This is a genomic window from Streptomyces sp. NPDC037421, assembly GCF_055602105.1.
The window spans coordinates 289,819-310,109 of sequence record NZ_JBVJWV010000002.1; the positions used below are offsets into that span (position 1 = coordinate 289,819).

Sequence of the window (20,291 nt, forward strand, 5' to 3'; positions counted from 1 at the left end):
TGGCCCGAACCCCCCCCTGGCGTCATCGGGGGCGCTGCGTCCCCCACCCCCCCCCCCCCGCCCCCCCCCGCCCCCCCCCCCCCCCCGGGCGCGGCGGGCGGCCGGCTACGCCACCTCCGCGTCCTCCGTGTCGGGGATGCTGACCAGCCAGCGCGAGTCCTTGCGCGGCCGCAGGTACAGCGCCCAGTAGAGGGTGGCCACGGCGGTGATGCCGCCGGTCCACAGCAGGTACACGGTCTCCTGCTGGGTCAGGATGTACGCGAACACGAGGATCAGCGCGACCGGCACGGCCGGCCACAGCGGCATCCGCCAGGCGGCCTTCTCGCCGTGCGCCCCGCGCCGGCTGAACAGTGCGGCCACCGCGACCAGCAGGTACATGCCGGTCACCGACACGCCGGTCACCCCGTACAGGGTGTCGAGGTTGACGAAGCACATCGCTGCGCCCGGCAGGCCGACCAGCAGGGTGGCCACCCACGGCGAACCGAAGCGGCCCAGCCGCGACAGGCCGCGGTTGACCGGCTCGGGCCAGGCCTTGTCGCGGGCCGAGGCGAAGAGCACCCGGGAGTTCTGGATGACCATGACGATGCCGGCGTTGACGATGGCCAGGGCCACGCACAGGCTGACGAAGGTGCCGACGGCCGAGTTCGACCAGGCCGTCACCATCGCGCCGAGGTCGCCGGAGGTCAGGGCCTCCAGGTCCGGGGCGCCCATGGTGATCGCGATGACCGGGACCAGGATGACGGCGGAGGAGATCGCGAGGGTCGCGAGCACGGTCCGCGGGACGTTGCGGCGCGGCTGCTCCAGCTCCTCGGAGAGGTAGACGGCGGTGGAGAAGCCCTGGGTGACGAACAGCGCGATCGCCAGCCCGGAGACCACCATCATGGCCGTCACCGTGGAGACGCCGCCGCCCTCGGCGGCCACCGAGCCGTGCACCAGGGCGTCGGCGCCCCGCTCGCTGTGGGCGAAGCCGAGCACCGCGACCAGCGCGGCGGCGACCACCTCCAGCACGAGGAAGACGCCCGTGATCCAGGCGTTGGCCCGCAGGTCCAGCAGGCCGGCCAGGGTGGCGAGCAGCATCACGCCGGCGCCGGCCGCCGGAGCCGGTATGTCGATCACCGGGGAGAGGTAGTCGGCCGTGCCCATGGCGATCACGGGCGGCACGATCATCACCACGAGCAGGGACAGCACGAAGACGAGCCAGCCGGCGAGCCGGCCCGCGAGGGTGGAGACCATGGCGTACTCGCCGCCGGCGCTGGGGATGAGGGTGCCCAGCTCCGAGTAGCAGAACGCCACGCCGACGCAGAGCAGCGAGCCGATGGCGATGGTGAGCGCGGTCCAGGTGCCGAGACCGGAGAAGAGGTCGGGCACGACGACGAAGAGGGTCGAGGCGGGCGTCACGCACGACAGCGTGAGCAGGGTCCCGCCCACGACGCCGATGGAACGCTTGAGCTTCTGCGGGGTGGGACCGGTGGCCGGGGCGAGGGCCTGAGGTGCGCTGATCGTGTCAGTCATCGGTGCGGTGTTCCGATCGGCAGTGTGGTGAAGGAGTGCGGGAGCGGTATCGCCTCCGGGGCGGTGGTGGGCACTTCGTTCGCGGGGCTCCCGGGCCGCTATGCAAGCTCCACGAGATCCGCAGGTCAATAGCTGTTCACCTGCGGAATCCATCGTGGATCACGCCTCCGGCGCGCCGATCCGGGTGTTAAGACCGCGTAAATGTTGAGCGGGCGGGGGGTGCGGGAACCGCAGCGAGATCCAATGAATTTCCCTCCGCTTTGCCGTGCCCGACCGCGCACGGAGACCGCGCCCGCCCCCGTGCCCGTCCCGGAGCCGCTTCTCAGGAAGGTCCTGCGGGCGGTTCCGGCCGAGGGGCCGCAGGGGCCGGCGGGGCCGGATCCCGGGAGGCCAGCAGCAGGGCGATGTCGTCCGGGCGGTCCGGCGTGCGGGCCGCCTCGGCGACCAGCCGGTCGGCCGTCTCCGCCAGCGGGGACGGCCGGGCCGCGGCCAGCGCCGCCCGCAGCCGCTCCACACCGTCGTCGATGTCCGCCCCCGGCGTCTCCACCAGCCCGTCCGTGTACAGGGCCAGCACCTCGCCGGGTGCCAGCGCCAGTTCCGTCACCGGGTACCGCGCCCCGGGGTCGATGCCGAGCACCACCCCGCCCGCCAGGTCCAGCACCTCGGCCCGGCCGTCGGCGTGCCGCAGCAGCGGCTGCGGGTGCCCGGCGCGGGCGGCCAGGGCGCGGCCGGATCCCGGGTCCAGCAGGATGTAGCAGCAGCTGGCGAACTGACCCGGGTCCAGGTCGATCAGCAGCTGGTTCGTGCCCCGCACCACCTCGTCCGGGGCGTTCCCGCTGAGCGCGAAGGCCCGTACCGCGCTGCGCAGCTGGCCCATGGTCGCGGCGGCCGCCACCCCGTGCCCCTGGACGTCCCCGATGACCAGGGCCAGCCAGCCCGGGGCCGTCTCGATGACGTCGTACCAGTCGCCGCCGACCTCCATGCCGTCCGTCCCGGGCAGGTACCGGCCCACCGTGGTCACCTCCCCCCGCACCGGCAGCCGGTGCGGCAGCAGCGCCGCCTGGAGCCCCCGGGCCAGCGCCGCCTCGCTGTCGTAGCGCCGGGCCCGCTCCAGGGCCTGCGCGATCAGGCCGGCCAGCGCCGTGAGGACCGTGCGCTCCTCCGGGCTGAAGCCGCGCCGCTGGTCGAAGCCGAGGATGCAGGAGCCGACCGGGCGGCCGGAGGCGATCAGCGGCAGGAAGGCGCGGGCCCCGACCTCGGCGTCCAGCGGGATTCCCGGATAGGCCGCGGCCAGGTGCTCCATCGACTCGAAGAACAGCGGCCGGCCCGAGGTCAGGGTCTCCACCCCCGGCAGCCGCTCGTGGAGCGAGACCCCGTCGAAGCGGCGCAGGAACCCCTTGGGGAAACCGGTCTCCCAGGCGAGGTACAGGTGCCGCTCGTCGAGCATGTAGATGGCCAGCTGCCGGCCGCCGAACGCGGGCAGCAGCTCCTCGGTGACCACGGCCGACACCTGGCGCGCGGTGACCGCCTCGGTCAGCGCGATGGCCAGGGCCACCGGCCGGTACAGGGAGGAGGCCCGGTCCGCGGGCGAACCGAGGCCGGCGCCCGGCCGGGCCACCGACCCGGGCGCGTAGGCGGGCGGCTCGGCGGCCTCCAGGGTCACCGTCACCCCCGAGCGCCCCGGATACAGGCCCACCGACAGCCACTCGGCGGCCGGGCCGGCCCCGGAGCCCGCGTCGGCGGGCGCCCGCCGGGCCGCGAAGCGCACGGGCTCGCCGGAGATGAACACCCCGCGGAAGTGGTCCTCGTACGCGGAGTGGCCGAGCCAGGGCAGCACCTCCCACAGCACCCTTCCGAGCAGGAGGGGAGCGGGCCGCCCGAGCAGCTCCTCGGCGGCGGTGTTGGCGAAGGCGACGGCGCCCTGCCGGTCCACGGACAGCACCCCCGTCCCGAGCCGGTCCACGGCCTCCCGGGCCTCCTCCGCACCGGCCGCGGGCCAGGGCACGCACAGCGGGTCGCCGTCCCACAGGACCGCCTCCCCGGCGGCGCGCAGCGCGGCCAGCTCCCCGGCCAGCCCGGCGGCGGCCTCCCGCAGCCGCTCCCGCTCACCGGCCCCGAGCACCGCCCCCGGCGTCGCCGGCCGCAGCACCAGCAGCACCCCGAACCGCTCCGGCCCGGCGCCGACCGGCTCGTAGAACGACCCGAAGGGGAAGGGGAGCCCGGCCATCAGCTGGGGGAAGCGCCGCATCGCCGCCTCCGCGTCCGGCAGGTGCACCGACTGCCCGGTGCGGTACGCCTCGGCGACCGGGTACGGCCGGTTCACCTGCATCCGCCACCAGGGCCGGAACAGCCGCCCCGGCAGGCCCGTGAGCACCGCCATCCGCAGCAGCCCGTCCGTGCCCGAGCGCAGGTAGACCCCGCCCGCGTACCCGCCGACGGCCTCCACGGCGCCCACCGCCGCCCGCGCGAGCGCCAGGTCCCGGGCGACGGGGGTCTGGCCGAGGCTGTCCGCTCTCGCCGTCACACAGTCAGGATGCGCCCTCGCCCCCGGCGGCTGCACCCGTTCGCCCCGGGCCGCCCCCGCGGTACCCCCGGACCACCGCCGCGGAGGCGACGAGCAGTACGACCGCCACCGTGCGCAGTGCCACCCCCATGGCGTCGGTGAAGGCGGCCGCCTGCGCGGGATCCGCCGGGTTCCCGTGGAAGCGGGAGGCCAGTACCGTGCCGACCACCGCCACGCCCAGCGCCGCGCCGATCTCCCGGGCGGCGGTGTTCAGCCCCGAGCCCAGCCCCGCCTGGTGCGGCGGCAGCTGCGAGACCACCGTCAGGGTCAGCGAGGGCGCGCACAGCCCGGTCCCGACCGACAGCACCAGCAGGTAGCCGCCGTAGACGGCGTACGGGGTGCCCGCGTCGGCGGTGGACACCAGCAGCAGCCCGGCCGCGATCAGGAGCAGTCCGGCCCCGACCGGCAGCCGGGGTCCGGTCCGCTGGGCGAGCCGCGCGCCCAGCCTGGGCACCACCGCCATGCCGACGGTGAGCGGGACGATCGCCAGTCCCGCCAGGGCCGGTGAGAAGCCCTTGGCGTACTGGAGGTACTGGGCGTTGACGAAGAACAGGGAGAACAGCCCGAAGAAGGCGGCGCCGATGCCCAGCGTCCCCGCCCGCAGCCCGCGCGAGGCGAAGACCCGCGGATCCAGCAGCGGGCGGGCGGCGCGCAGCGCGTAGGCGGTGAAGGCGGCCAGCAGCACCGCCCCGGCCCCGAAGGAGCCCAGGACGCGGACCGAGGACCAGCCCTGCGAGGGCCCCTCGATGATCCCGTGGACCACCGCGAACAGCGCCCCGGCCAGGACCAGGGCCCCGAGCGGATCGACGGCCGCGTCGGCGCGCGCAGGGGTGCGCGGCACCGCGAGGGCCACGGCGAGGGCCAGCAGCGCGCCCAGCGGGACGACCGCCCAGAACAGGGCGCGCCAGGTCAGGAACTCCCCGGCCAGACCGCCGAACACGTTGCCCGCCAGGCCCCCGAGGCCGGCGGACAGCGTCCAGGTGGCCAGCGCCTGCCCGCGCCGCTCGGGCGGCGTCAGGTGGACCAGCACGGACATGGTGGCGGGCATGACCAGCGCCGCTCCGGCCCCGGACAGTCCGCGTCCGGCGATCAGCGCGGCGGGGCCGGCGGCGAGGGCGCTGAGGGCCGCGCCCGCGGCGGACAGGCCGAGCCCGGCCAGCAGGGCGCCCTTGCGCCCGTACCGGTCGCCGAGGGCCCCGGCCGGGATCAGCAGCGCGGCGAAGACGATCACGTACGCGTCGACCGTCCACAGCAGCTGGCCCGGGGTCGGGTGCAGGGCGGAGGCGGCGAGCTCGGGGATCAGCAGGTTCACGGCGGCGACCATGCCCTGCGCGACGAGCACGCAGGCGCACAGCACCAGCAGGGCGGGGCGGGACAGGCCGGGGGCGGGCGCGGCGGCACCGGCCGGCCGGGCCGGGGACGGTGTGCGGGCATGGCGGAGCACGGCTCCTCCTCGGAGTCGGTGAAGGGTGGGGGAAGGGGCGCGGGGAGGGCCGGTCCGGCCCGATCGCCCCGGAAACCACCGTAGGGTTGGCGTGACCTGCTTTCCAGTGCAAGTTCTGCAAGGGATGAATGCGTGTGACGCAATCCGGATCGGGGCTGGACCTCAACCTGCTCGTCGCCCTGGACGTCCTCCTGGAGGAGTCGAGCGTCTCCCGGGCCGCCGCCCGCCTGCACCTCTCCGAGCCCGCCATGAGCCGGACCCTGGGCCGGATCCGCAAGGCCCTCGGCGACCCCGTGCTCGTCCGCGCCGGACGCACGATGGTCCCCACCCCGCACGCCCTCTCCGTCCAGGGGGAGGTCCGGGCCGTGGTGGAACGCGCCCGCGCCCTGTTCCTCGCGGGCGGCCGGGTGGACCTGGAGACCCTGACCCGCACCTTCACCGTCCTGGCCCACGACTCCTTCGCCGCCGCGTTCGGCGCGGCCCTCTTCCGGCGGACGGCCCGCGAGGCGCCCGGGGTACGGCTACGGTTCCTCTCCGAGAGCCACGTCGACCTCCCGATGCTGCGCGAAGGGGTCGCGGACCTGGAGTTCGGCGTCATCGACACCCGTTCGCCCGAGGTGCGCACCGAGCACCTCTTCGACGACCGGGTGCTCGGCGTCGTACGCGGCGGGCACCCGCTGCTGCGCGGCCGGATCACCGCGCGCCGGTTCGCCGCGGGGGAGCACCTGACCGTGTCGCGGCGCGGCCGGCTGGAGGGGCCGGTGGACGACGCCCTCGCGGAACGCGGCCTGTCCCGCCGGGTGGTGGGCAGCATGGCCTCGTTCTCGGCCTCCCTCCTCGTGCTGCGGCAGACCGACCTGATCGGCCTGGCCGCCTCCCGGACCGTCCCGCAGACCGACGCGCTCGGCCTGGTCACCTTCGAGGTCCCCCTGGAGCTGCCGCCGCTGCCGATCGGGCTCGCCTGGCACCCCCGCCACGACGCGGACCCGGCGCACGTCTGGCTGCGCGCCTGCGCCCGCGAGCTGCTGCCCGCCTGACGGTGCGGGCCCCGGGCGGCGCTGCGCCGAACGCCTCCCCGAAGGGGGGACAGGCCGTCGTCCACGCCCTCGGCCGCGTCCCCGCCGGGGAGGCATCCGGCATGCGACACCAGTACGACGACACGCACCCGGCACCCCGCGCGGCCTTCACGGCGGCCGACGCCTTCACCCTCCGCACCGCCCTCGACGCCCTCGGCGGGGTCCGCGACCTCGACACCCTCGACGTGGCCTGCGGGCACGGCGGCACCGCCGCGCTGCTGGCGAGCGGCGGCGCCCGGCGCACCGTCGGCGTCGACAACTGCCCGGACCGGGTCCGCCGGGCGCGGGCGTCCGCACCCCCCTCCGCCCCCGTCGAGTACGTGGTCGCGGACGCCGCCGACATGCCGCAGCTCGGCCCCTTCGACCTGGCCACCGCCGTCTACCTGTTCAGCCACGCCCCCGACCGGGCGGCCCTGCACGCCATGTTCCGCGGCATCCGAGCCAACCTGCGCCCCGGCGGGCGGCTGCTGTCGCTCGTGCGCAACCCCGGGGCGTACCCGCGCGTGGACTGGTCCCCGTACGGGATGCGCATCCTCGACCGGCTCCCGGACGGCGACGCCCCGCTGCTGAAGGCGCAGTTCCTGACCGAGCCCCCGCAGCACTTCGAGTACCGGGAATGGGCGCACGCCGACTTCGCCGAAGCCGCCGTCGACGCCGGCTTCAGCACCGTCGGCTGGCAGCCCTCCCGCACCCCGCCCGCCGACGCCGCGCGAGACGAGGCGTACTGGACGGCGTACCGCGCCTGGCCGGTCAGCTCGCTCATGACGTGCACCGCCTAGCGTCAGTCCTGGTCGGCGGTCTCCCCGATCAGCTCGACGATCCTGTCCCGGGCCGCCCGCCCCTCCGGGACCGGCAGCAGCGGGTACGCGTGCGGCAGGCCCGGCTCCTCGTGCCACTCCACCTGCGCCCCGGCCGCCCCGGCACGCCGCCGCAGCTCACGGCTGTCGGTGGCCAGCACGTCCCGGGTGCCGGTGAACACCGTCAGCGGCGCCAGCCCCTCGAAGGAGCCGTGCAGCGGGCTCACCCGGGGGTCGTCCGCCGCGAGGGTCCCCGCGTACAGCCGCCCCGCCTCGGCCAGCCCCGCCCGGGCGAGCACCGGATCGGCCGCCTCCAGCGCGGCCTGGCCCGGGTGGCTCATGCTCAGGTCGAGCCAGGGGGAGATCAGCACGATCCGCGAGGGCTGCGCCCCGGTCCGCTCCCGCAGCCGCTGCGCGGCGGCCAGCGCCAGCCCGGCGCCCGCGGAGTCCCCGATCAGGACCGTCCCGCCGGCGCCGCCGCTCTCGATCAGGCCGCTCAGCAGATCGGCGGCCACGGGGACGTTCCGGTCGGCGGTCCCGCGCGGGGCGAGCACGTACGCCGGGACGACCACCCGGGCCCGGGCCCGGGTCACCAGGGTCCGGATCAGCGACCAGTGCGGCCGGACCAGCTCGTCGATGTACGCGCCGCCGTGCACGTACAGCACCCGCGCCACGGGCTCCTGCCCGCGCGGCGAGGCGTCGTACACCGGCCAGGCCCCGACGAAGGTCCGCGACAGTTCCGCGACCCGGCCCAGCGAGCGCGGCGGCAGATGCGAAGCGGGCCTGCGGGCCGCCTGCGCCACCGCCGCCCGGACCGCCTCGGCGGTCGCGAACCGTCTTCGCCGCCCCGTCGCCACCAGTGCGGCCGAAAGCGCCCTGCTGCGCAGACTCGGCACGCCCCTCACCTCCCCTTTTCCCCGGTGAGGGACCATAGCGCGGCTTCCGCCCCCGGGCCCCATCCCCGTCCAGGGAGGAGCATAGGCGTGAAGCTGCGCTGTCGACCCGCTTAAGAAAGTCTCGATGGACTGATCACCGCGCCGATCGGCAGATTGGTGCCCGTCACCAACGCCACCCGCGTCCCAGCGGGAGCGGCACCACCTTTCGCATGCCTGGAGCCACCGCCATGAAGGCACTCGTCAAGCACAAGGCCGAACCCGGGCTGTGGCTCATGGACGTCCCCGAGCCCGAGTACGGCCCCGGCGACGTGCTGATCAAGGTGCTGCGGACCGGTATCTGCGGCACCGACCTGCACATCCGTGCCTGGGACGGCTGGGCCCAGGGTGCCGTCAAGACCCCGCTCGTGCTCGGCCACGAGTTCGTCGGCGAGGTCGCGGCGGTCGGCGCGGACGTCCGCGACATCGAGACCGGCGCGCTGGTCAGCGGCGAGGGCCACCTGGTGTGCGGCAAGTGCCGCAACTGCCTGGCCGGCCGCCGCCACCTGTGCCGCTCCACCATCGGGCTCGGGGTCGGCCGCGACGGCGCCTTCGCCGAGTACGTGGTCCTCCCCGCGCAGAACGTGTGGGTGCACCGGACCGCCGTGGACCTCGACGTGGCGGCCATCTTCGACCCCTTCGGCAACGCGGTGCACACCGCGCTGTCCTTCCCGATGGTCGGCGAGGACGTGCTGATCACGGGCGCGGGCCCGATCGGCATCATGGCGGCGGCCGTCGCCAAGCACGCCGGCGCGCGCAACGTGGTCATCACCGACGTCAGCCCCGAGCGGCTGGAGATCGCCCGCAAGGCCGGCGCCACGCTCGCGGTGAACGTCGCCGAGTCCTCCATCGCCGAGGCGCAGACGCGGCTGGGGCTGCGCGAGGGCTTCGACGTCGGCCTGGAGATGTCGGGCCGCGCGGAGGCGATGCGCGACATGATCGACAACATGACGCACGGCGGCAAGATCGCGATGCTCGGCCTGCCGGCCCAGGAGTTCCCGGTGGACTGGGCGAAGGTCGTCACGTCGATGATCACCATCAAGGGGATCTACGGCCGGGAGATGTTCGAGACCTGGTACGCGATGACGGTGCTGCTGGAGGGCGGGCTCGACCTGTCCCCGGTCATCACCGGCCGCTACTCGCACCGCGACTTCCAGGCCGCCTTCGACGAGGCCGCGACCGCCCGCAGCGGCAAGATCATCCTCGACTGGACCGCGTAGGCACCCGGCGGCAGCCCGAACCGGGCCCCGCCCCGGACCCCGGATCCCGGCCCCTGGACGGGGCCGCGGTCCGGGCCCGGGCGTGACCCCGGCCCCGGTCCGGGGACCGGGGCGCCGGGCCGTCTGCCGCAGGCCGGCGCCGCGCGCCGGCCTGCTGCGGTCCGGCCGGCCGCCCGAGGCACCGGCAGCCGCTACCGTCGTCCCGGGCGGGAGCCGGCCGCCGCAACCACAAGACCATCTCCCTCCGGGCCGGGCCCCGCACACCCTCCCCCCTCCGCGGGGCCCGGCCCCTCCTCCCCGTCCGCCGGACGGCGATCCGCACAAGGAGAAACCGAAGCCCATGTTCGAGTCCGTACGCGAAGACCTCCGCACCACCCTCGACGAGATCCGCGCGGCGGGCCTGCACAAGCCCGAGCGCGTCATCGGCACCCCGCAGAACGCCGCCGTCGCCGTCACCGCGGGCGGTGCCCCCGGCGAGGTGCTGAACTTCTGCGCCAACAACTACCTCGGGCTGGCCGACCACCCCGAGGTGGTCGCCGCCGCCAAGGACGCCCTCGACCGCTGGGGCTACGGCATGGCCTCGGTCCGCTTCATCTGCGGCACCCAGGAGGTGCACAAGGAGCTGGAGGCGCGGCTGTCGGCCTTCCTCGGCCAGGAGGACACGATCCTGTACTCCTCCTGCTTCGACGCCAACGGCGGCGTCTTCGAGACCCTGCTCGGCGCCGAGGACGCGGTGATCTCCGACGCCCTCAACCACGCCTCGATCATCGACGGCATCCGCCTCTCCAAGGCCCGCCGCTTCCGCTACGCCAACCGTGACATGGCCGAGCTGGAGGCGCGCCTGAAGGAGGCCGCCGAGGGCGGCGCCCGCCGCAAGCTCATCGTCACCGACGGCGTCTTCTCCATGGACGGCTACGTCGCCCCCCTCCGGGAGATCTGCGACCTCGCCGACCGCTACGACGCCATGGTCATGGTCGACGACTCGCACGCCGTCGGCTTCGTCGGCCCCGGCGGCCGCGGCACCCCCGAGCTGCACGGGGTCATGGACCGCGTCGACATCATCACCGGCACCCTCGGCAAGGCCCTCGGCGGCGCCTCCGGCGGCTACGTCGCGGCCCGCGCCGAGATCGTCGAGCTGCTGCGCCAGCGCTCGCGCCCGTACCTCTTCTCCAACTCCCTCGCCCCGGTCATCGCCGCCGCCTCCCTCAAGGTCCTCGACCTGCTGGAGTCCGCCGGCGACCTGCGCGAGCGGCTCGCGGACAACACCAAGCTGTTCCGCACGAAGATGACCGAGGCCGGCTTCGAGATCCTGCCCGGCGACCACGCCATCGCCCCCGTCATGATCGGCGACGCCGCCGAGGCGGGCCGGATGGCGGAGCTGCTGCTGGAGCGCGGCGTGTACGTGATCGGCTTCTCGTACCCGGTCGTTCCGCTCGGCGCGGCCCGTATCCGCGTCCAGCTCTCGGCGGCCCACTCGACGGCCGACGTGGAGCGCGCGGTGGCCGCCTTCGTGGACGCCCGCGCGGCGCTTTCCGCTGCTCAGGGCTGACATCATGGGGGTGTGATCGACCCCCGCCGGCTGCGCATCCTGCGGGCCGTGGCGGACCACCGTACGGTGACCGCCGCGGCCGCAGCGCTGTACCTCACCCCCTCCGCCGTCTCCCAGCAGCTCGCCGCTCTGGAACAGGAGACCGGCCACGCGCTGCTGACCCGCAGCGGCCGGGGCGTACGGCTCACCGCGGCCGGGGAGATCCTGCTGGGCCACGCCCACGAGGTGCTGGCCCAGCTGGAGCGCGCCGAGGCGGAACTCGCCGCCTACGCGGGCGGTTCCGCCGGCGAGGTCACGGTGGCGGCCTTCGCCACCGGCATCGCCGAGGTGCTGGCCCCCGCCATCGCCCGCCTCGCCCTGGAGCACCCGGGCATCCGGCTCCGGGTCCGGGACGCGGAGGGCGACCAGAGCCTGCCGCTGCTGCTCGACGGGGAGGCCGACCTGGCCCTCGCGGTGGAGTACCGGGGCGCGCCGGGCGCCGACGACGGCCGGCTGTCGGTGCTCCCGCTGTACGCGGAGCCCTTCGACGCGGTGCTGCCCGCCGGGCACCCGCTCGCCGGCCTGCCCGCCGTGGCCCTGGCGGACCTCTGCGACGCGGACTGGGTCGGCCAGTACCCGGGCAACCCCTGCTACGACGTGACCCTGCTGGCGTGCGAACTGGCGGGTTTCCAGCCGCGCTTCGTGCACTCCTCCGACGACTTCCGGGCGGTGACCGCCCTGGTCGGCGCGGGCGCGGGGGTCGCGCTGGTGCCGCGTTCGGCGCTGCGCGGGATGGACCTCAAGGAGGTCCGGGTGCGTCCGGTCGCGGGCCCGGCCGCCACCCGCCGGGTCTTCGCCGCCACCCGCCGCGGCGCCGAGTCCCATCCGCTGATCGCCCCGGTCCTGGCGGCCCTGGCCCGCGAGGCCCGGCGGGTCCCGGCGCACTGAGCGGGCCGGAGCCGAAACCCGCTACCCGCCGGGCGGGCGGCCGCCCTACGGTGGCGCGATGACCATTCGGATGATCGTTCTCAACGGCGCGTCCAGCTCGGGGAAGTCCGGGATCGTGCGCTGCCTCCAGGCCGAACTGCCCGAGCCGTGGCTGGCGTACGGCTGCGACTCCTTCGTCGACTCCCTGCCCGCGAGGATGCGCGACTCGGACGGCGGGATCGTGTTCGCCGAGGACGGCCGGGTGAGCGTCGGCGCGGACTTCCGGGCGCTGGAGGCGGCCTGGACGGAGGGCATCGCGGCGATGGCCCGGGCCGGCGCGAGGATCGTCGTCGACGACGTCTTCCTCGGCGGGGCCGAGTCCCAGAAGCGCTGGCTGCGGGCCCTGGATGGCCTGGACGTGCTGTGGGTCGCCGTCCGGTGCGACCCGGAGACCGCCGCGGGCCGGGAGATCGCCCGCGGTGACCGCACGCCGGGCATGGCCGCGTCCCAGGCGGCCGTGGTCCACGAGGGCGTCTCCTACGACCTGGAGGTCGACACCACGCGCACCGAATCCCTGGCCTGCGCCCGCACGATCGCCGCCCGCCTCCGCCGGGACACGGCCTAACCGGCCCGGAGCGCCGCGAGCAGCCTGGACCGCAGGAGCCGTACGGCCGGGGAGTGCTGGTCGCCGCGGGCGACGAGCCCGAGCCGGGCGTGCGTGGCGGCGTCGGCGAGCGGGACCGCCCGCAGGCCGGCGCCCTGCGCGGAGGAGGCGCTGAGGACGGCGACGCCCGCGCCGCGCTCGGCGAGGCGGAGCAGGGCGGCGGGGGAGCTGGCGTCGAGGTCCACGCGGGGGTCGAGGCCGAGCCGGCGGCAGGAGTCCTCGTAGGCGGCGCGGATGCCGGTGCCCCGGGAGAGGCAGAGGACCTTCTCGTCCCGGAGGCCGGCGAGCCGCAGTTCCGGCCGGTCGAGCGGGTGCCCGGCCGGCACGACGGCGGCGATGGGCTCGTCGATGACGACGCTCACCTCCAGGCCCGGGGCGGCCTCGCCCGCGTAGCCGATCAGGGCCAGGTCGAGGGAGCCGGCGAGGACCTGGGCCTGGAGGTCGTCGGAATGGCCCTCGTGCAGGCTGAGTTCGATGCCGGGGTGGGTGCGGCCGAGGTCGGCGACGGTGTCCAGGAAAGGCGGGATCGAGCAGCCCGTGATCATGCCGAGCCGGACCCGGCCGCGGACGGCGTCGGCGAACTCGGCGGCGGTGTGCCGGATGGCGTCGAGGGTGGCGAGGGCGTTCTTCGCGAGGGGGAGGACGGCCTCGCCGGCCGGGGTGAGGCCGGCCCGGCGTCCACTGCGGTCGAGGAGCTGCTGGCCCAACTCGCGCTCCAGCTTGGCCACTTGGGTGCTGATGCCGGACTGGCTGACGTGCAGGCGACGGGCGGCACCGGTGAAGGTGCCCTCGTCCACGACGGCGGCGAAGTAGCGCAGCTGGTGCATCTCCATATCCCATGATGATAGATGGCATCGGATCCATCTGTTGGACGGATGGGCAAGCCCGTCGGGAGGATGGGGGCATGACGACGACGAAGACCGCGCGAGAGCTTGCCGAGACCTACTTCACCGCCTGGGAGGCGGGCGACTTCGAGACCATGCGGGGGTTGCTCGCCGAGGACGTCGACTTCGTCGGGGCGCTGGGAACGGCGTCGGGGGCCGAGGAGGAGCTGGCCGGACTGAGGGGGATGGGACGGGTGCTGGAGAAGATCGACGTGAAGGCGCGGGTGGCGGAAGGCGGCGAGGTGATCACCTGGTTCGACCTGTGCACCGGCATCGCGCCGCCGGCGCCCACGGCGAACTGGATGCACGTGGAGGACGGGAAGATCGCCCGGATCCGGGTCACCTTCGACCCGCGCGGGCTGCTGGCGGGGTTCGGGGAGCGGAGCTGAAAGGCGGCAGCCCCCTCGTGCCGCGTCAGACCCGTACGACCTCCACGCCCGCGTCCCGGAAGGGCCGGGCGGCCGCCTCCGTCAGGGCGGTGTCCGTCACCAGGACGTCCACGGCGGAGGTGGCGCAGATGCGGGCGAACGCGCGGACGCCCAGCTTCGTGGAGTCCGCCGCCACGACCAGGCGGCGGGCCCGCTCGCAGAGCAGGGCGTTGACGGCGGCCTCGTCCTCGTGGCGGGTCGCCGCCCCGTCGGCCGGGTCGAAGGCGTCCACGCCGAGCACGGCGGTGTCCATCGACAGCTGACCGAGCGTCTGCTGCGCCAGCGGGCCGGTCAGTTCGTACGACTGGGAGCGGGCCACCCCGCCCGTCAGGACGATCTTGAACTGCGGCCGGATCACCAGCTCGCCCGCGATGTTGAGGGCGTTGGTGACCACCGTGAGCGCGGGGGAACCGCCGGCCGGCGCGGCGAGGTCGGGGCGGGCCGCCAGGGCGCGGGCGACCTCCGTCGTGGTGGTGCCGCCCGTCAGGCCGATCACCTCGCCCGGCGCGATCAGGGCCGCGACCGCCTCGCTGATACGGCGCTTCTCGGCGGCCCGGCGGGAGGTGCGGTAGCGCAGGGGGAGCTCGTACGAGACCCCGTGCGGCACCGCACCGCCGCGCGTGCGGACCAGCAGCTGCTGCTCGGCGAGCTGGTCGAGGTCGCGGCGGATGGTCGCGGCCGAAACGCCGAGCGCCTCGGCGGCGGCCTCCACCTCCAGCCCGTCCCGCTCCACCAGCAGGTCCAGCAGTCTCTGCCAGCGCTCCTTGCGGGTCATGGCGCCCCTCCCTGTCGTCCCCCGGCGTGCCACCGGGCCCCGCTGTCGAGATTAACCCAGCGGATCACCCGGTAGATGCTTGAAGTTGCGCGAAACAGCCCGATACCTTGCAGGAACACGCAGGGAAGTCCGGTCGGTTCGCAGCCGGCGTACGCATCCAACGCGCAAGGAGCCCGCATGAGTCACGTCGCGTACGAATTGGCCACGCAGCCCGACAGCTGGGAACGCGCCGCCGAACTGGCCCCGGCCCACCGGGCGGTGCTGCCGGGTCCCGGCGAGCGTACCGCCGTCATCGGCTGCGGGACCTCGTACTACATGGCACAGGCCGCCGCCGCCCTGCGCGAGGAGGCCGGGCACGGGGAGACCGACGCCTTCCCCGCCTCGGAGTTCCCCCGCCACCGCCGCTACGACCGGGTGGTCGCCCTGACCCGGTCGGGGACCACCACCGAGGTGCTGGACCTCCTGGCCGGGCTGCGGGAGGCCGGGATCCCGACCACCGCCGTCATCGGGGACCCGGACACCCCGGTGACGGCCCTCGCGGACGACCTCGTCGTACTGGACTTCGCCGACGAGCGGTCCGTCGTCCAGACCCGCTTCGCCACCACCGCCCTCACCCTGCTGCGGGCCCACACCGGCGGCCACAGCCCGGCCGTGGTCGCCGACGCCCGCACCGCCCTCGACCTGCCGCTGCCCGTCGGGCTGGAGGCGCGCGGCCAGTTCACCTTCCTCGGGCGGGGCTGGAGCGTCGGACTGGCCCACGAGGCCGCCCTGAAGATGCGCGAGGCCTCCCTGTCGTGGGCCGAGGCCTACCCCGCGATGGAGTACCGGCACGGTCCCGTCAGCGTCACCGGCCCCGGCTCCGTCACCTGGTCGCTGGGCGGCACCCCCGAGGGGATCGCCGAGCAGGTCCTCGGGACCGGCGCGCAGTGGGTGGACGGGGAACTCGACCCGCTGGCCGAGCTCGTCCGGGTGCAGCGCCTCGCCGTCGCCGTCGCCGCGCACCGGGGGCTGAACCCGGACGCGCCCCGCAACCTCACCCGCTCGGTGATCCTCACCGCGGGCGAGGGGGCGGCCCGATGAGCCTCGCCCCCGCCGGGACCCTCGTCGCCGGGGCGGCCGCGGCCGGCGGCGCCGTCGCGGCCTTCAACATCATCACCCTGGAACACGCCGAAGCCGTGGTCGAGGGCGCCGAACGGGCCGGCCTGCCCGTCATCCTGCAACTCAGCGAGAACGCCGTGAAGTTCCGCCGCGGAGCCCTGCTGCCCATCGCCCGGGCCGCCGCCGCCTGCGCGGAGGCCGCCCGGGTGCCCGTCGGGCTCCACCTCGACCACGTCAAGAGCCCCGACCTGCTGCGGCAGGCCGCGGACGCCGGCTTCGGATCAGTGATGTACGACGCCGCTCACCTCCCCTACGCCGAGAACCTGGAGTCCACCCGGTCCGCCGCCGACTGGGCCCACGCCAACGGGCTGTGGATCGAAGCGGAGCTGGGCGAGGTCGGCGGGAAGAACGGGGCCGCGCCGCTCGACCCGCACGCACCGGGCGCCCGTACCGACCCGGACGAGGCGCGGCGGTTCGTCGCCGACTCCGGGGTCGACGCCCTGGCCGTGGCCATCGGCAGCAGTCACGCCATGACCACCCGGACGGCCTCCCTCGACCACGCCCTGCTGGCCCGGCTCGCGAAGACCCTGGACGTACCGCTGGTCCTGCACGGCTCCTCCGGCCTGCCCGACGGGGAACTCGCGGCGGCCGTGGCCGGCGGGATCCGCAAGGTCAACATCGGCACCGCCCTCAACCTGGCCATGACCGACGCCATCCGCACGCACCTCACCCCGGCCGACCCCCGCCCCTACCTCACCGCCGCCCGCACGGCGATGGCGGCGACGGCCGAGGCGATGATCGGGGTCCTGGCCCGGTCCTGACGCGGGAACCGGGGAGCAACCCGCCGAGCGCCCGCACCGAGGCGCTCGGCGGCGCACTGCTCGACGGCTGCGCCACCGCCGCCGGGCCGTGCGCCGCCGGACCGAGGAGGGGCTGCCCGCCTTCGGCCGCGCCGTCCCCGGCACCACCGGCGACGCCGTCGAACGCATCCGGCAACTCGCCGGGAGGACCGGCGGGTTCGGGCCCTTCCTGATCCTCCAGCCGGACACCGCCGAGCCCGCCGCCGCCCCGCGCGGCCGGGAGCCCATCGCCGGACGGGCCGCCCCCCGCCCCACCGGCACCACCGAGGCGCGCACGGCCGGCCTCGACTGGCCGCCCGTTGCCCGGAGGAGCACTCAAGGTGCTGATCCGGCCGGGCCTGGACGGGCTGGAGGCGCGGGGGAGGGGCCGGTGAACACCGGGGCCCAGCCGCTCCGCGAGCTACTTGCGAGTACCGCACTTGCCAGGAGAAGGCGCCACCGACCTGCGTACGGGCGCCTTCGGCGGGGCCGACCGGGTCCTCGTGGCCGGCACCACCGGCACCGGCCCCCGCACCGGACAGTGCCGCCGGTCCTGACCTGACGGCACCCCAAGGGCCGGGAGTTCCGCACGGAACTCCCGGCCCTTCCCAATTCCTGGAACGGGTTCTACTCTGACCGCCGCCACCACAGCGACCGGCAGTGCCGCCAGACCTCCGGAGGGGCCGTGCACCTCGAATACACGCCTGAGCAGCAGCAGTTGCGCGCCGAACTGCGCGCCTACTTCGCCGAGCTCGTGCCGGAGGACGTCTACGCCCGCTACGAGGACCCCGCCGCGCAGAAGCGCTTCTACCGCGAGACCATCCGCCGCCTCGGCGCGGACGGCTGGCTCGGCGTGGGCTGGCCGAAGGAGTACGGCGGCCGCGGCATGTCGGCCATGGACCAGTTCATCTTCTTCGACGAGGCCGCGCAGGCCGTCGTCCCGCTGCCGCTGATGGCGCTGAACACCGTCGGACCGACCATCATGCAGTTCGGCACGGACGAGCAGAAGGCGTACTTCCTCCCCAGGATCCTCTCCGGGGAGATCGACTTCGCCATCGGCTACAGCGAGCCCGACGCCGGCACCGACCTGGCCGCCCTCAAGTGCAAGGCCGTCCGCGAGGGCGACGAGGAGACCGGCACCTACGTGGTCAACGGCCAGAAGATCTGGACCACCAACGGCGACACCGCCGACTGGGTCTGGCTCGCCGTCCGCACCGACCCCGACGCCCCCGCGCACAAGGGCATCACCATGCTGCTCGTGCCGACCTCCGACCCCGGCTACTCCTGCACCCTGATCAACACCCTCGCCTCGCACGACACGACCGCCAGCTACTACGAGGACATCCGCGTCCCCGCGAGCCGCCGCGTCGGGCAGGAGAACAAGGGCTGGCGCCTGATCACCAACCAGCTCAACCACGAGCGCGTCACCCTCGCGGCCCACGGCACCATGGCCATCCGCGCCCTGCACGACGTACAGCGCTGGGCCGCCGCGACGAAGCTCGCCGACGGGCGCCGCGTCATCGACCTGTCCTGGGTGCGCGGCCGCCTCGCCCGCACCCACGCCCGCCTCGACGCCATGAAACTGCTCAACTGGCAGATGGTCAACGCCGTCCAGTCGGGCACCCTCACCCCGCAGGACGCGTCCGCCGTCAAGGTGTACGGCTCGGAGGCGCGCAGGGACGCGTACGCCTGGCTGATGGAGGTGGCCGGCGCGGCCGGTTCCCTCAAGGACGGCTCGGCGGGCGCGGTCCTGCACGGCGAGCTGGAACGCGGCTACCGCAGCGCGGTGATCTTCACCTTCGGCGGAGGCAACAACGAGATCCAGCGCGAGATCATCTCCTGGATCGGCCTGGGGATGCCGAGGGTCCGCCGCTGAGGTCTTTGTGACGAGGATCCTCGGCTGGCGCCGAGTTCGCCAGGCGGGCCGGCGCAGTCCCTGCGACTCTCCCGGCCGCGCCCGCGCCGGAGCGCCCCGCAGCGCGTGGCTGCGGGGCGCCTTGTGGGGTCAGTCGACCTGCTCCCCGTCGTACATACCGCCCTTGCAGTAGTTGCCCGCGTCATTGATCGCGGGTGTTCCGCCGCCCTGCCTGCACTCAGAAGGGGTGACGACGGATGGGGCACTCTGTGCGGTGGCGGTGGCGGCGCCTGTGAGACCGAGTCCGGCGAGGGCTGCCGTGGCGATGACGGCGGCGAAGATTCGTCGAATGCGCATGCGGTTCCCCTTTCACGGATTGCCTCTGTCGGGGCACTGTTCAGCTTCTCACCCATATGGGCGGCACGTCATGTCGGGCCGTGCGGGGGACAGACCGGGCCGGACGCTGGGCCGCCCGATCCGCCCGATCCGCCTGGTCGGCCGCACGGGCAGGCTGCCGCGCCTCGCGCAGTCGCAGTCACTCAGCGAGGCCGCCCCCGGTGCCCAGGACGGGAGGGGGGAGAGGATGCGACGCTGGAGTGAGGGCCGCGAGTGGAGGTCCGAGTGCTCTCATCCGGCCCACGGGCCCTCTCCTTCGGCCTGGCGACCACGTCCCGGTGCGGCTCAACGGATGCGACGCAGAACCGTGCGGTCAGTCCGTGAGCCCGCCGGCCGGGAGCACCACTCACCGACGTCGCCGGCCGGCCTTACCGCGTGGATCCGGCCGCCGGGGCCAGGACCGCGCGACCAACCCGGAAGGCAGGTGCGTCCCATGCGCACGTCGCCCCGTATCGCCGGTGCCCTCACCGGCCTGATCCTCATCCTCGGCGGCGCGGTCGCCGCTCCCGTGGCCCGGGCGGACATCCCCGCCTGCACACAGATGGCCGAACTGGCCGGTGCCACCGATTCCGACTCCGTCACGGCGGCCTGCAGCCGTGGCGTGGTCGGAGACCTGCAGGGTTGCGTGACCGGGCTGACCGGGGCCGGAGTGGCGGGCGGCGCCGCGACCGGCGCCTGCCGGGCGGCGGCCCACGAACCGCGTTAGGGGGCCGTGCGCGGCAGCCGCCCGCCGGTGGGCGGTCCCGACGCCGAGGACATCGATGTCGCCCCGCTTCCGCCGACGCGCACGCGGCGTACCGATGCGGGGCGTCGAGGTCGTGACGTCATGCCCCTCCGGGGCCGGGCGGTCACCGCCCGGGCGCGGCGCCCAGCCTCGCCTCGCGGGCCCCGTCCGGAGCGCCCATGCTGAGCAAGAGGGCGCCGTCGTCTTGAGACTTGTCCTTCCCGAAGGCCGAACGAAGGCGCCTGAGAGGAGGAGGAAGTCATGCGCGTACGAAGGATCCTGGGCCTCGCCCTGGCCGCGGCAACCCTTGCCGGCGTGAGCGCCGTCGGCGCTGTCAGTGCCGGTGCCGCCTCGTCTCCGAACATCTCCAGAGACGACTGCACGGCCGCCGGCGGACAGATCGTCGCACGCCCCTACGCCGGTTACACCTGCGAGCTGCCTGACGGGACCACGCAGACGATCACCTGACCGTTCGGCCCACGGCTGGGTAACCACTCCGGCCGGTGCACCCGGCGCGGTGCCTACGGGGTGACGGCCCCCGGTGGCACTCGCGATGGTGGACGCGGACCGTCTCGAAGCCGAGGACACCACCGCTTCGAGACGGTCCGCGCCGTCCTGAACGGCCTCGG

The 20,291-nt window shown here is 74.8% G+C and carries 19 protein-coding genes; 12 read left to right on the forward strand and 7 right to left on the reverse strand.

The genetic code is table 11. The features are described 5' to 3' along the window. Positions 1-105: 105 nt before the first annotated feature. The 3 genes from ACZ7IF_RS04795 to ACZ7IF_RS04805 all read right to left on the reverse strand — a co-directional run bounded on the left by ACZ7IF_RS04795 (position 106) and on the right by ACZ7IF_RS04805 (position 5,519). Positions 106-1,512, reverse strand: a complete 1,407-nt coding sequence (locus tag ACZ7IF_RS04795) for an APC family permease (protein ID WP_470963033.1) — start codon at positions 1,510-1,512, stop codon at positions 106-108. Between the two features lie 322 nt (positions 1,513-1,834). After that, a complete protein-coding gene (locus ACZ7IF_RS04800; protein ID WP_470963036.1) occupies positions 1,835-4,036 on the reverse strand; it encodes a PP2C family protein-serine/threonine phosphatase in 2,202 nt (733 codons plus the stop codon). A 4-nt stretch (positions 4,037-4,040) separates the two neighbouring features. Beyond that, on the reverse strand, positions 4,041-5,519 hold the full coding sequence (locus ACZ7IF_RS04805; RefSeq protein ID WP_470963039.1) for an MFS transporter: 1,479 nt from the start codon (positions 5,517-5,519) through the stop codon (positions 4,041-4,043). A gap of 128 nt (positions 5,520-5,647) precedes the next feature. Between ACZ7IF_RS04805 and ACZ7IF_RS04810 the strand changes: the two genes are divergently transcribed. After that, on the forward strand, positions 5,648-6,556 hold the full coding sequence (locus ACZ7IF_RS04810) for a LysR family transcriptional regulator (protein ID WP_470963042.1): 909 nt from the start codon (positions 5,648-5,650) through the stop codon (positions 6,554-6,556). Between the two features lie 101 nt (positions 6,557-6,657). Continuing rightward, positions 6,658-7,374: a class I SAM-dependent methyltransferase gene (locus ACZ7IF_RS04815; protein ID WP_470963045.1), complete on the forward strand. Its 717-nt coding sequence runs from the start codon at positions 6,658-6,660 to the stop codon at positions 7,372-7,374. Between the two features lie 2 nt (positions 7,375-7,376). Here ACZ7IF_RS04815 and ACZ7IF_RS04820 read toward each other — a convergent pair whose 3' ends face one another. Next, a complete protein-coding gene (locus tag ACZ7IF_RS04820; protein WP_470963048.1) occupies positions 7,377-8,288 on the reverse strand; it encodes an alpha/beta hydrolase fold domain-containing protein in 912 nt (303 codons plus the stop codon). A gap of 227 nt (positions 8,289-8,515) precedes the next feature. Between ACZ7IF_RS04820 and tdh the strand changes: the two genes are divergently transcribed. The 4 genes from tdh to cpt all read left to right on the forward strand — a co-directional run bounded on the left by tdh (position 8,516) and on the right by cpt (position 12,624). Then, complete coding sequence (gene tdh, locus ACZ7IF_RS04825; RefSeq protein ID WP_470963490.1) at positions 8,516-9,544, forward strand: L-threonine 3-dehydrogenase; 1,029 nt, start codon at positions 8,516-8,518, stop codon at positions 9,542-9,544. Between the two features lie 340 nt (positions 9,545-9,884). Next, complete coding sequence (locus ACZ7IF_RS04830) at positions 9,885-11,093, forward strand: glycine C-acetyltransferase (RefSeq protein WP_470963051.1); 1,209 nt, start codon at positions 9,885-9,887, stop codon at positions 11,091-11,093. Positions 11,094-11,105: 12 nt separating this feature from the next. Then, positions 11,106-12,020 carry a LysR family transcriptional regulator gene (locus tag ACZ7IF_RS04835; protein WP_470963054.1) on the forward strand — a complete coding sequence of 305 codons (915 nt, stop codon included), beginning with the start codon at positions 11,106-11,108 and terminating at the stop codon, positions 12,018-12,020. Between the two features lie 58 nt (positions 12,021-12,078). Next, positions 12,079-12,624 carry a chloramphenicol phosphotransferase CPT gene (gene cpt, locus ACZ7IF_RS04840; RefSeq protein ID WP_470963057.1) on the forward strand — a complete coding sequence of 182 codons (546 nt, stop codon included), beginning with the start codon at positions 12,079-12,081 and terminating at the stop codon, positions 12,622-12,624. Here cpt and ACZ7IF_RS04845 read toward each other — a convergent pair. Further along, positions 12,621-13,496, reverse strand: a complete 876-nt coding sequence (locus ACZ7IF_RS04845) for a LysR family transcriptional regulator (RefSeq protein WP_470963061.1) — start codon at positions 13,494-13,496, stop codon at positions 12,621-12,623. The genes cpt and ACZ7IF_RS04845 overlap by 4 nt on opposite strands. Before the next feature lie 71 nt (positions 13,497-13,567). On the opposite strand from ACZ7IF_RS04845, the gene ACZ7IF_RS04850 reads away from it, so the two are divergent. Continuing rightward, a complete protein-coding gene (locus ACZ7IF_RS04850; protein WP_470963064.1) occupies positions 13,568-13,936 on the forward strand; it encodes a nuclear transport factor 2 family protein in 369 nt (122 codons plus the stop codon). A gap of 25 nt (positions 13,937-13,961) precedes the next feature. On the opposite strand, the gene ACZ7IF_RS04855 is transcribed toward ACZ7IF_RS04850, so the two are convergent. Continuing rightward, positions 13,962-14,750 (reverse strand): DeoR/GlpR family DNA-binding transcription regulator, encoded by a 789-nt coding sequence (locus tag ACZ7IF_RS04855; RefSeq protein WP_470963067.1) that lies wholly within the window; start codon positions 14,748-14,750, stop codon positions 13,962-13,964. 177 nt (positions 14,751-14,927) lie between these two features. Here ACZ7IF_RS04855 and ACZ7IF_RS04860 point away from each other — a divergent pair, with 177 nt between their 5' ends. The 3 genes from ACZ7IF_RS04860 to ACZ7IF_RS04870 all read left to right on the forward strand — a co-directional run bounded on the left by ACZ7IF_RS04860 (position 14,928) and on the right by ACZ7IF_RS04870 (position 18,563). Next, entirely contained in the window at positions 14,928-15,830 is a 903-nt protein-coding gene (locus ACZ7IF_RS04860) for an SIS domain-containing protein (RefSeq protein ID WP_470963070.1), read from the forward strand. Next, positions 15,827-16,669, forward strand: coding sequence for a class II fructose-bisphosphate aldolase (locus tag ACZ7IF_RS04865; RefSeq protein ID WP_470963073.1), 843 nt, complete (start codon positions 15,827-15,829; stop codon positions 16,667-16,669). Before ACZ7IF_RS04860 ends, ACZ7IF_RS04865 begins: the two co-directional genes overlap by 4 nt. A 703-nt stretch (positions 16,670-17,372) precedes the next feature. Beyond that, positions 17,373-18,563 carry an acyl-CoA dehydrogenase family protein gene (locus ACZ7IF_RS04870; RefSeq protein ID WP_470963076.1) on the forward strand — a complete coding sequence of 397 codons (1,191 nt, stop codon included), beginning with the start codon at positions 17,373-17,375 and terminating at the stop codon, positions 18,561-18,563. Positions 18,564-18,692: 129 nt separating this feature from the next. Here the strand turns inward: ACZ7IF_RS04870 and ACZ7IF_RS04875 are convergent, their stop codons facing one another. After that, positions 18,693-18,899: a hypothetical protein gene (locus tag ACZ7IF_RS04875; protein ID WP_470963079.1), complete on the reverse strand. Its 207-nt coding sequence runs from the start codon at positions 18,897-18,899 to the stop codon at positions 18,693-18,695. Positions 18,900-19,371: 472 nt separating this feature from the next. Here ACZ7IF_RS04875 and ACZ7IF_RS04880 point away from each other — a divergent pair, with 472 nt between their 5' ends. After that, positions 19,372-19,644: a hypothetical protein gene (locus ACZ7IF_RS04880; RefSeq protein WP_470963081.1), complete on the forward strand. Its 273-nt coding sequence runs from the start codon at positions 19,372-19,374 to the stop codon at positions 19,642-19,644. Positions 19,645-19,923: 279 nt separating this feature from the next. After that, positions 19,924-20,130 carry a hypothetical protein gene (locus tag ACZ7IF_RS04885; RefSeq protein WP_470963084.1) on the forward strand — a complete coding sequence of 69 codons (207 nt, stop codon included), beginning with the start codon at positions 19,924-19,926 and terminating at the stop codon, positions 20,128-20,130. The last annotated feature ends 161 nt before the right edge of the window (positions 20,131-20,291 follow it).

Coding starts and splice junctions, on each gene's coding strand:
- ACZ7IF_RS04795 (WP_470963033.1), bottom strand. CDS start 1,512: ATGACTGACACGATCAGCGCACCTCAGGCCCTCGCCCCGGCCACCGGT.
- ACZ7IF_RS04810 (WP_470963042.1), top strand. CDS start 5,648: ATGCGTGTGACGCAATCCGGATCGGGGCTGGACCTCAACCTGCTCGTC.
- ACZ7IF_RS04815 (WP_470963045.1), top strand. CDS start 6,658: ATGCGACACCAGTACGACGACACGCACCCGGCACCCCGCGCGGCCTTC.
- tdh (WP_470963490.1), top strand. CDS start 8,516: ATGAAGGCACTCGTCAAGCACAAGGCCGAACCCGGGCTGTGGCTCATG.
- ACZ7IF_RS04830 (WP_470963051.1), top strand. CDS start 9,885: ATGTTCGAGTCCGTACGCGAAGACCTCCGCACCACCCTCGACGAGATC.
- cpt (WP_470963057.1), top strand. CDS start 12,079: ATGACCATTCGGATGATCGTTCTCAACGGCGCGTCCAGCTCGGGGAAG.
- ACZ7IF_RS04845 (WP_470963061.1), bottom strand. CDS start 13,496: ATGGAGATGCACCAGCTGCGCTACTTCGCCGCCGTCGTGGACGAGGGC.
- ACZ7IF_RS04850 (WP_470963064.1), top strand. CDS start 13,568: ATGACGACGACGAAGACCGCGCGAGAGCTTGCCGAGACCTACTTCACC.
- ACZ7IF_RS04855 (WP_470963067.1), bottom strand. CDS start 14,750: ATGACCCGCAAGGAGCGCTGGCAGAGACTGCTGGACCTGCTGGTGGAG.
- ACZ7IF_RS04860 (WP_470963070.1), top strand. CDS start 14,928: ATGAGTCACGTCGCGTACGAATTGGCCACGCAGCCCGACAGCTGGGAA.
- ACZ7IF_RS04865 (WP_470963073.1), top strand. CDS start 15,827: ATGAGCCTCGCCCCCGCCGGGACCCTCGTCGCCGGGGCGGCCGCGGCC.
- ACZ7IF_RS04875 (WP_470963079.1), bottom strand. CDS start 18,899: ATGCGCATTCGACGAATCTTCGCCGCCGTCATCGCCACGGCAGCCCTC.
- ACZ7IF_RS04880 (WP_470963081.1), top strand. CDS start 19,372: ATGCGCACGTCGCCCCGTATCGCCGGTGCCCTCACCGGCCTGATCCTC.
- ACZ7IF_RS04885 (WP_470963084.1), top strand. CDS start 19,924: ATGCGCGTACGAAGGATCCTGGGCCTCGCCCTGGCCGCGGCAACCCTT.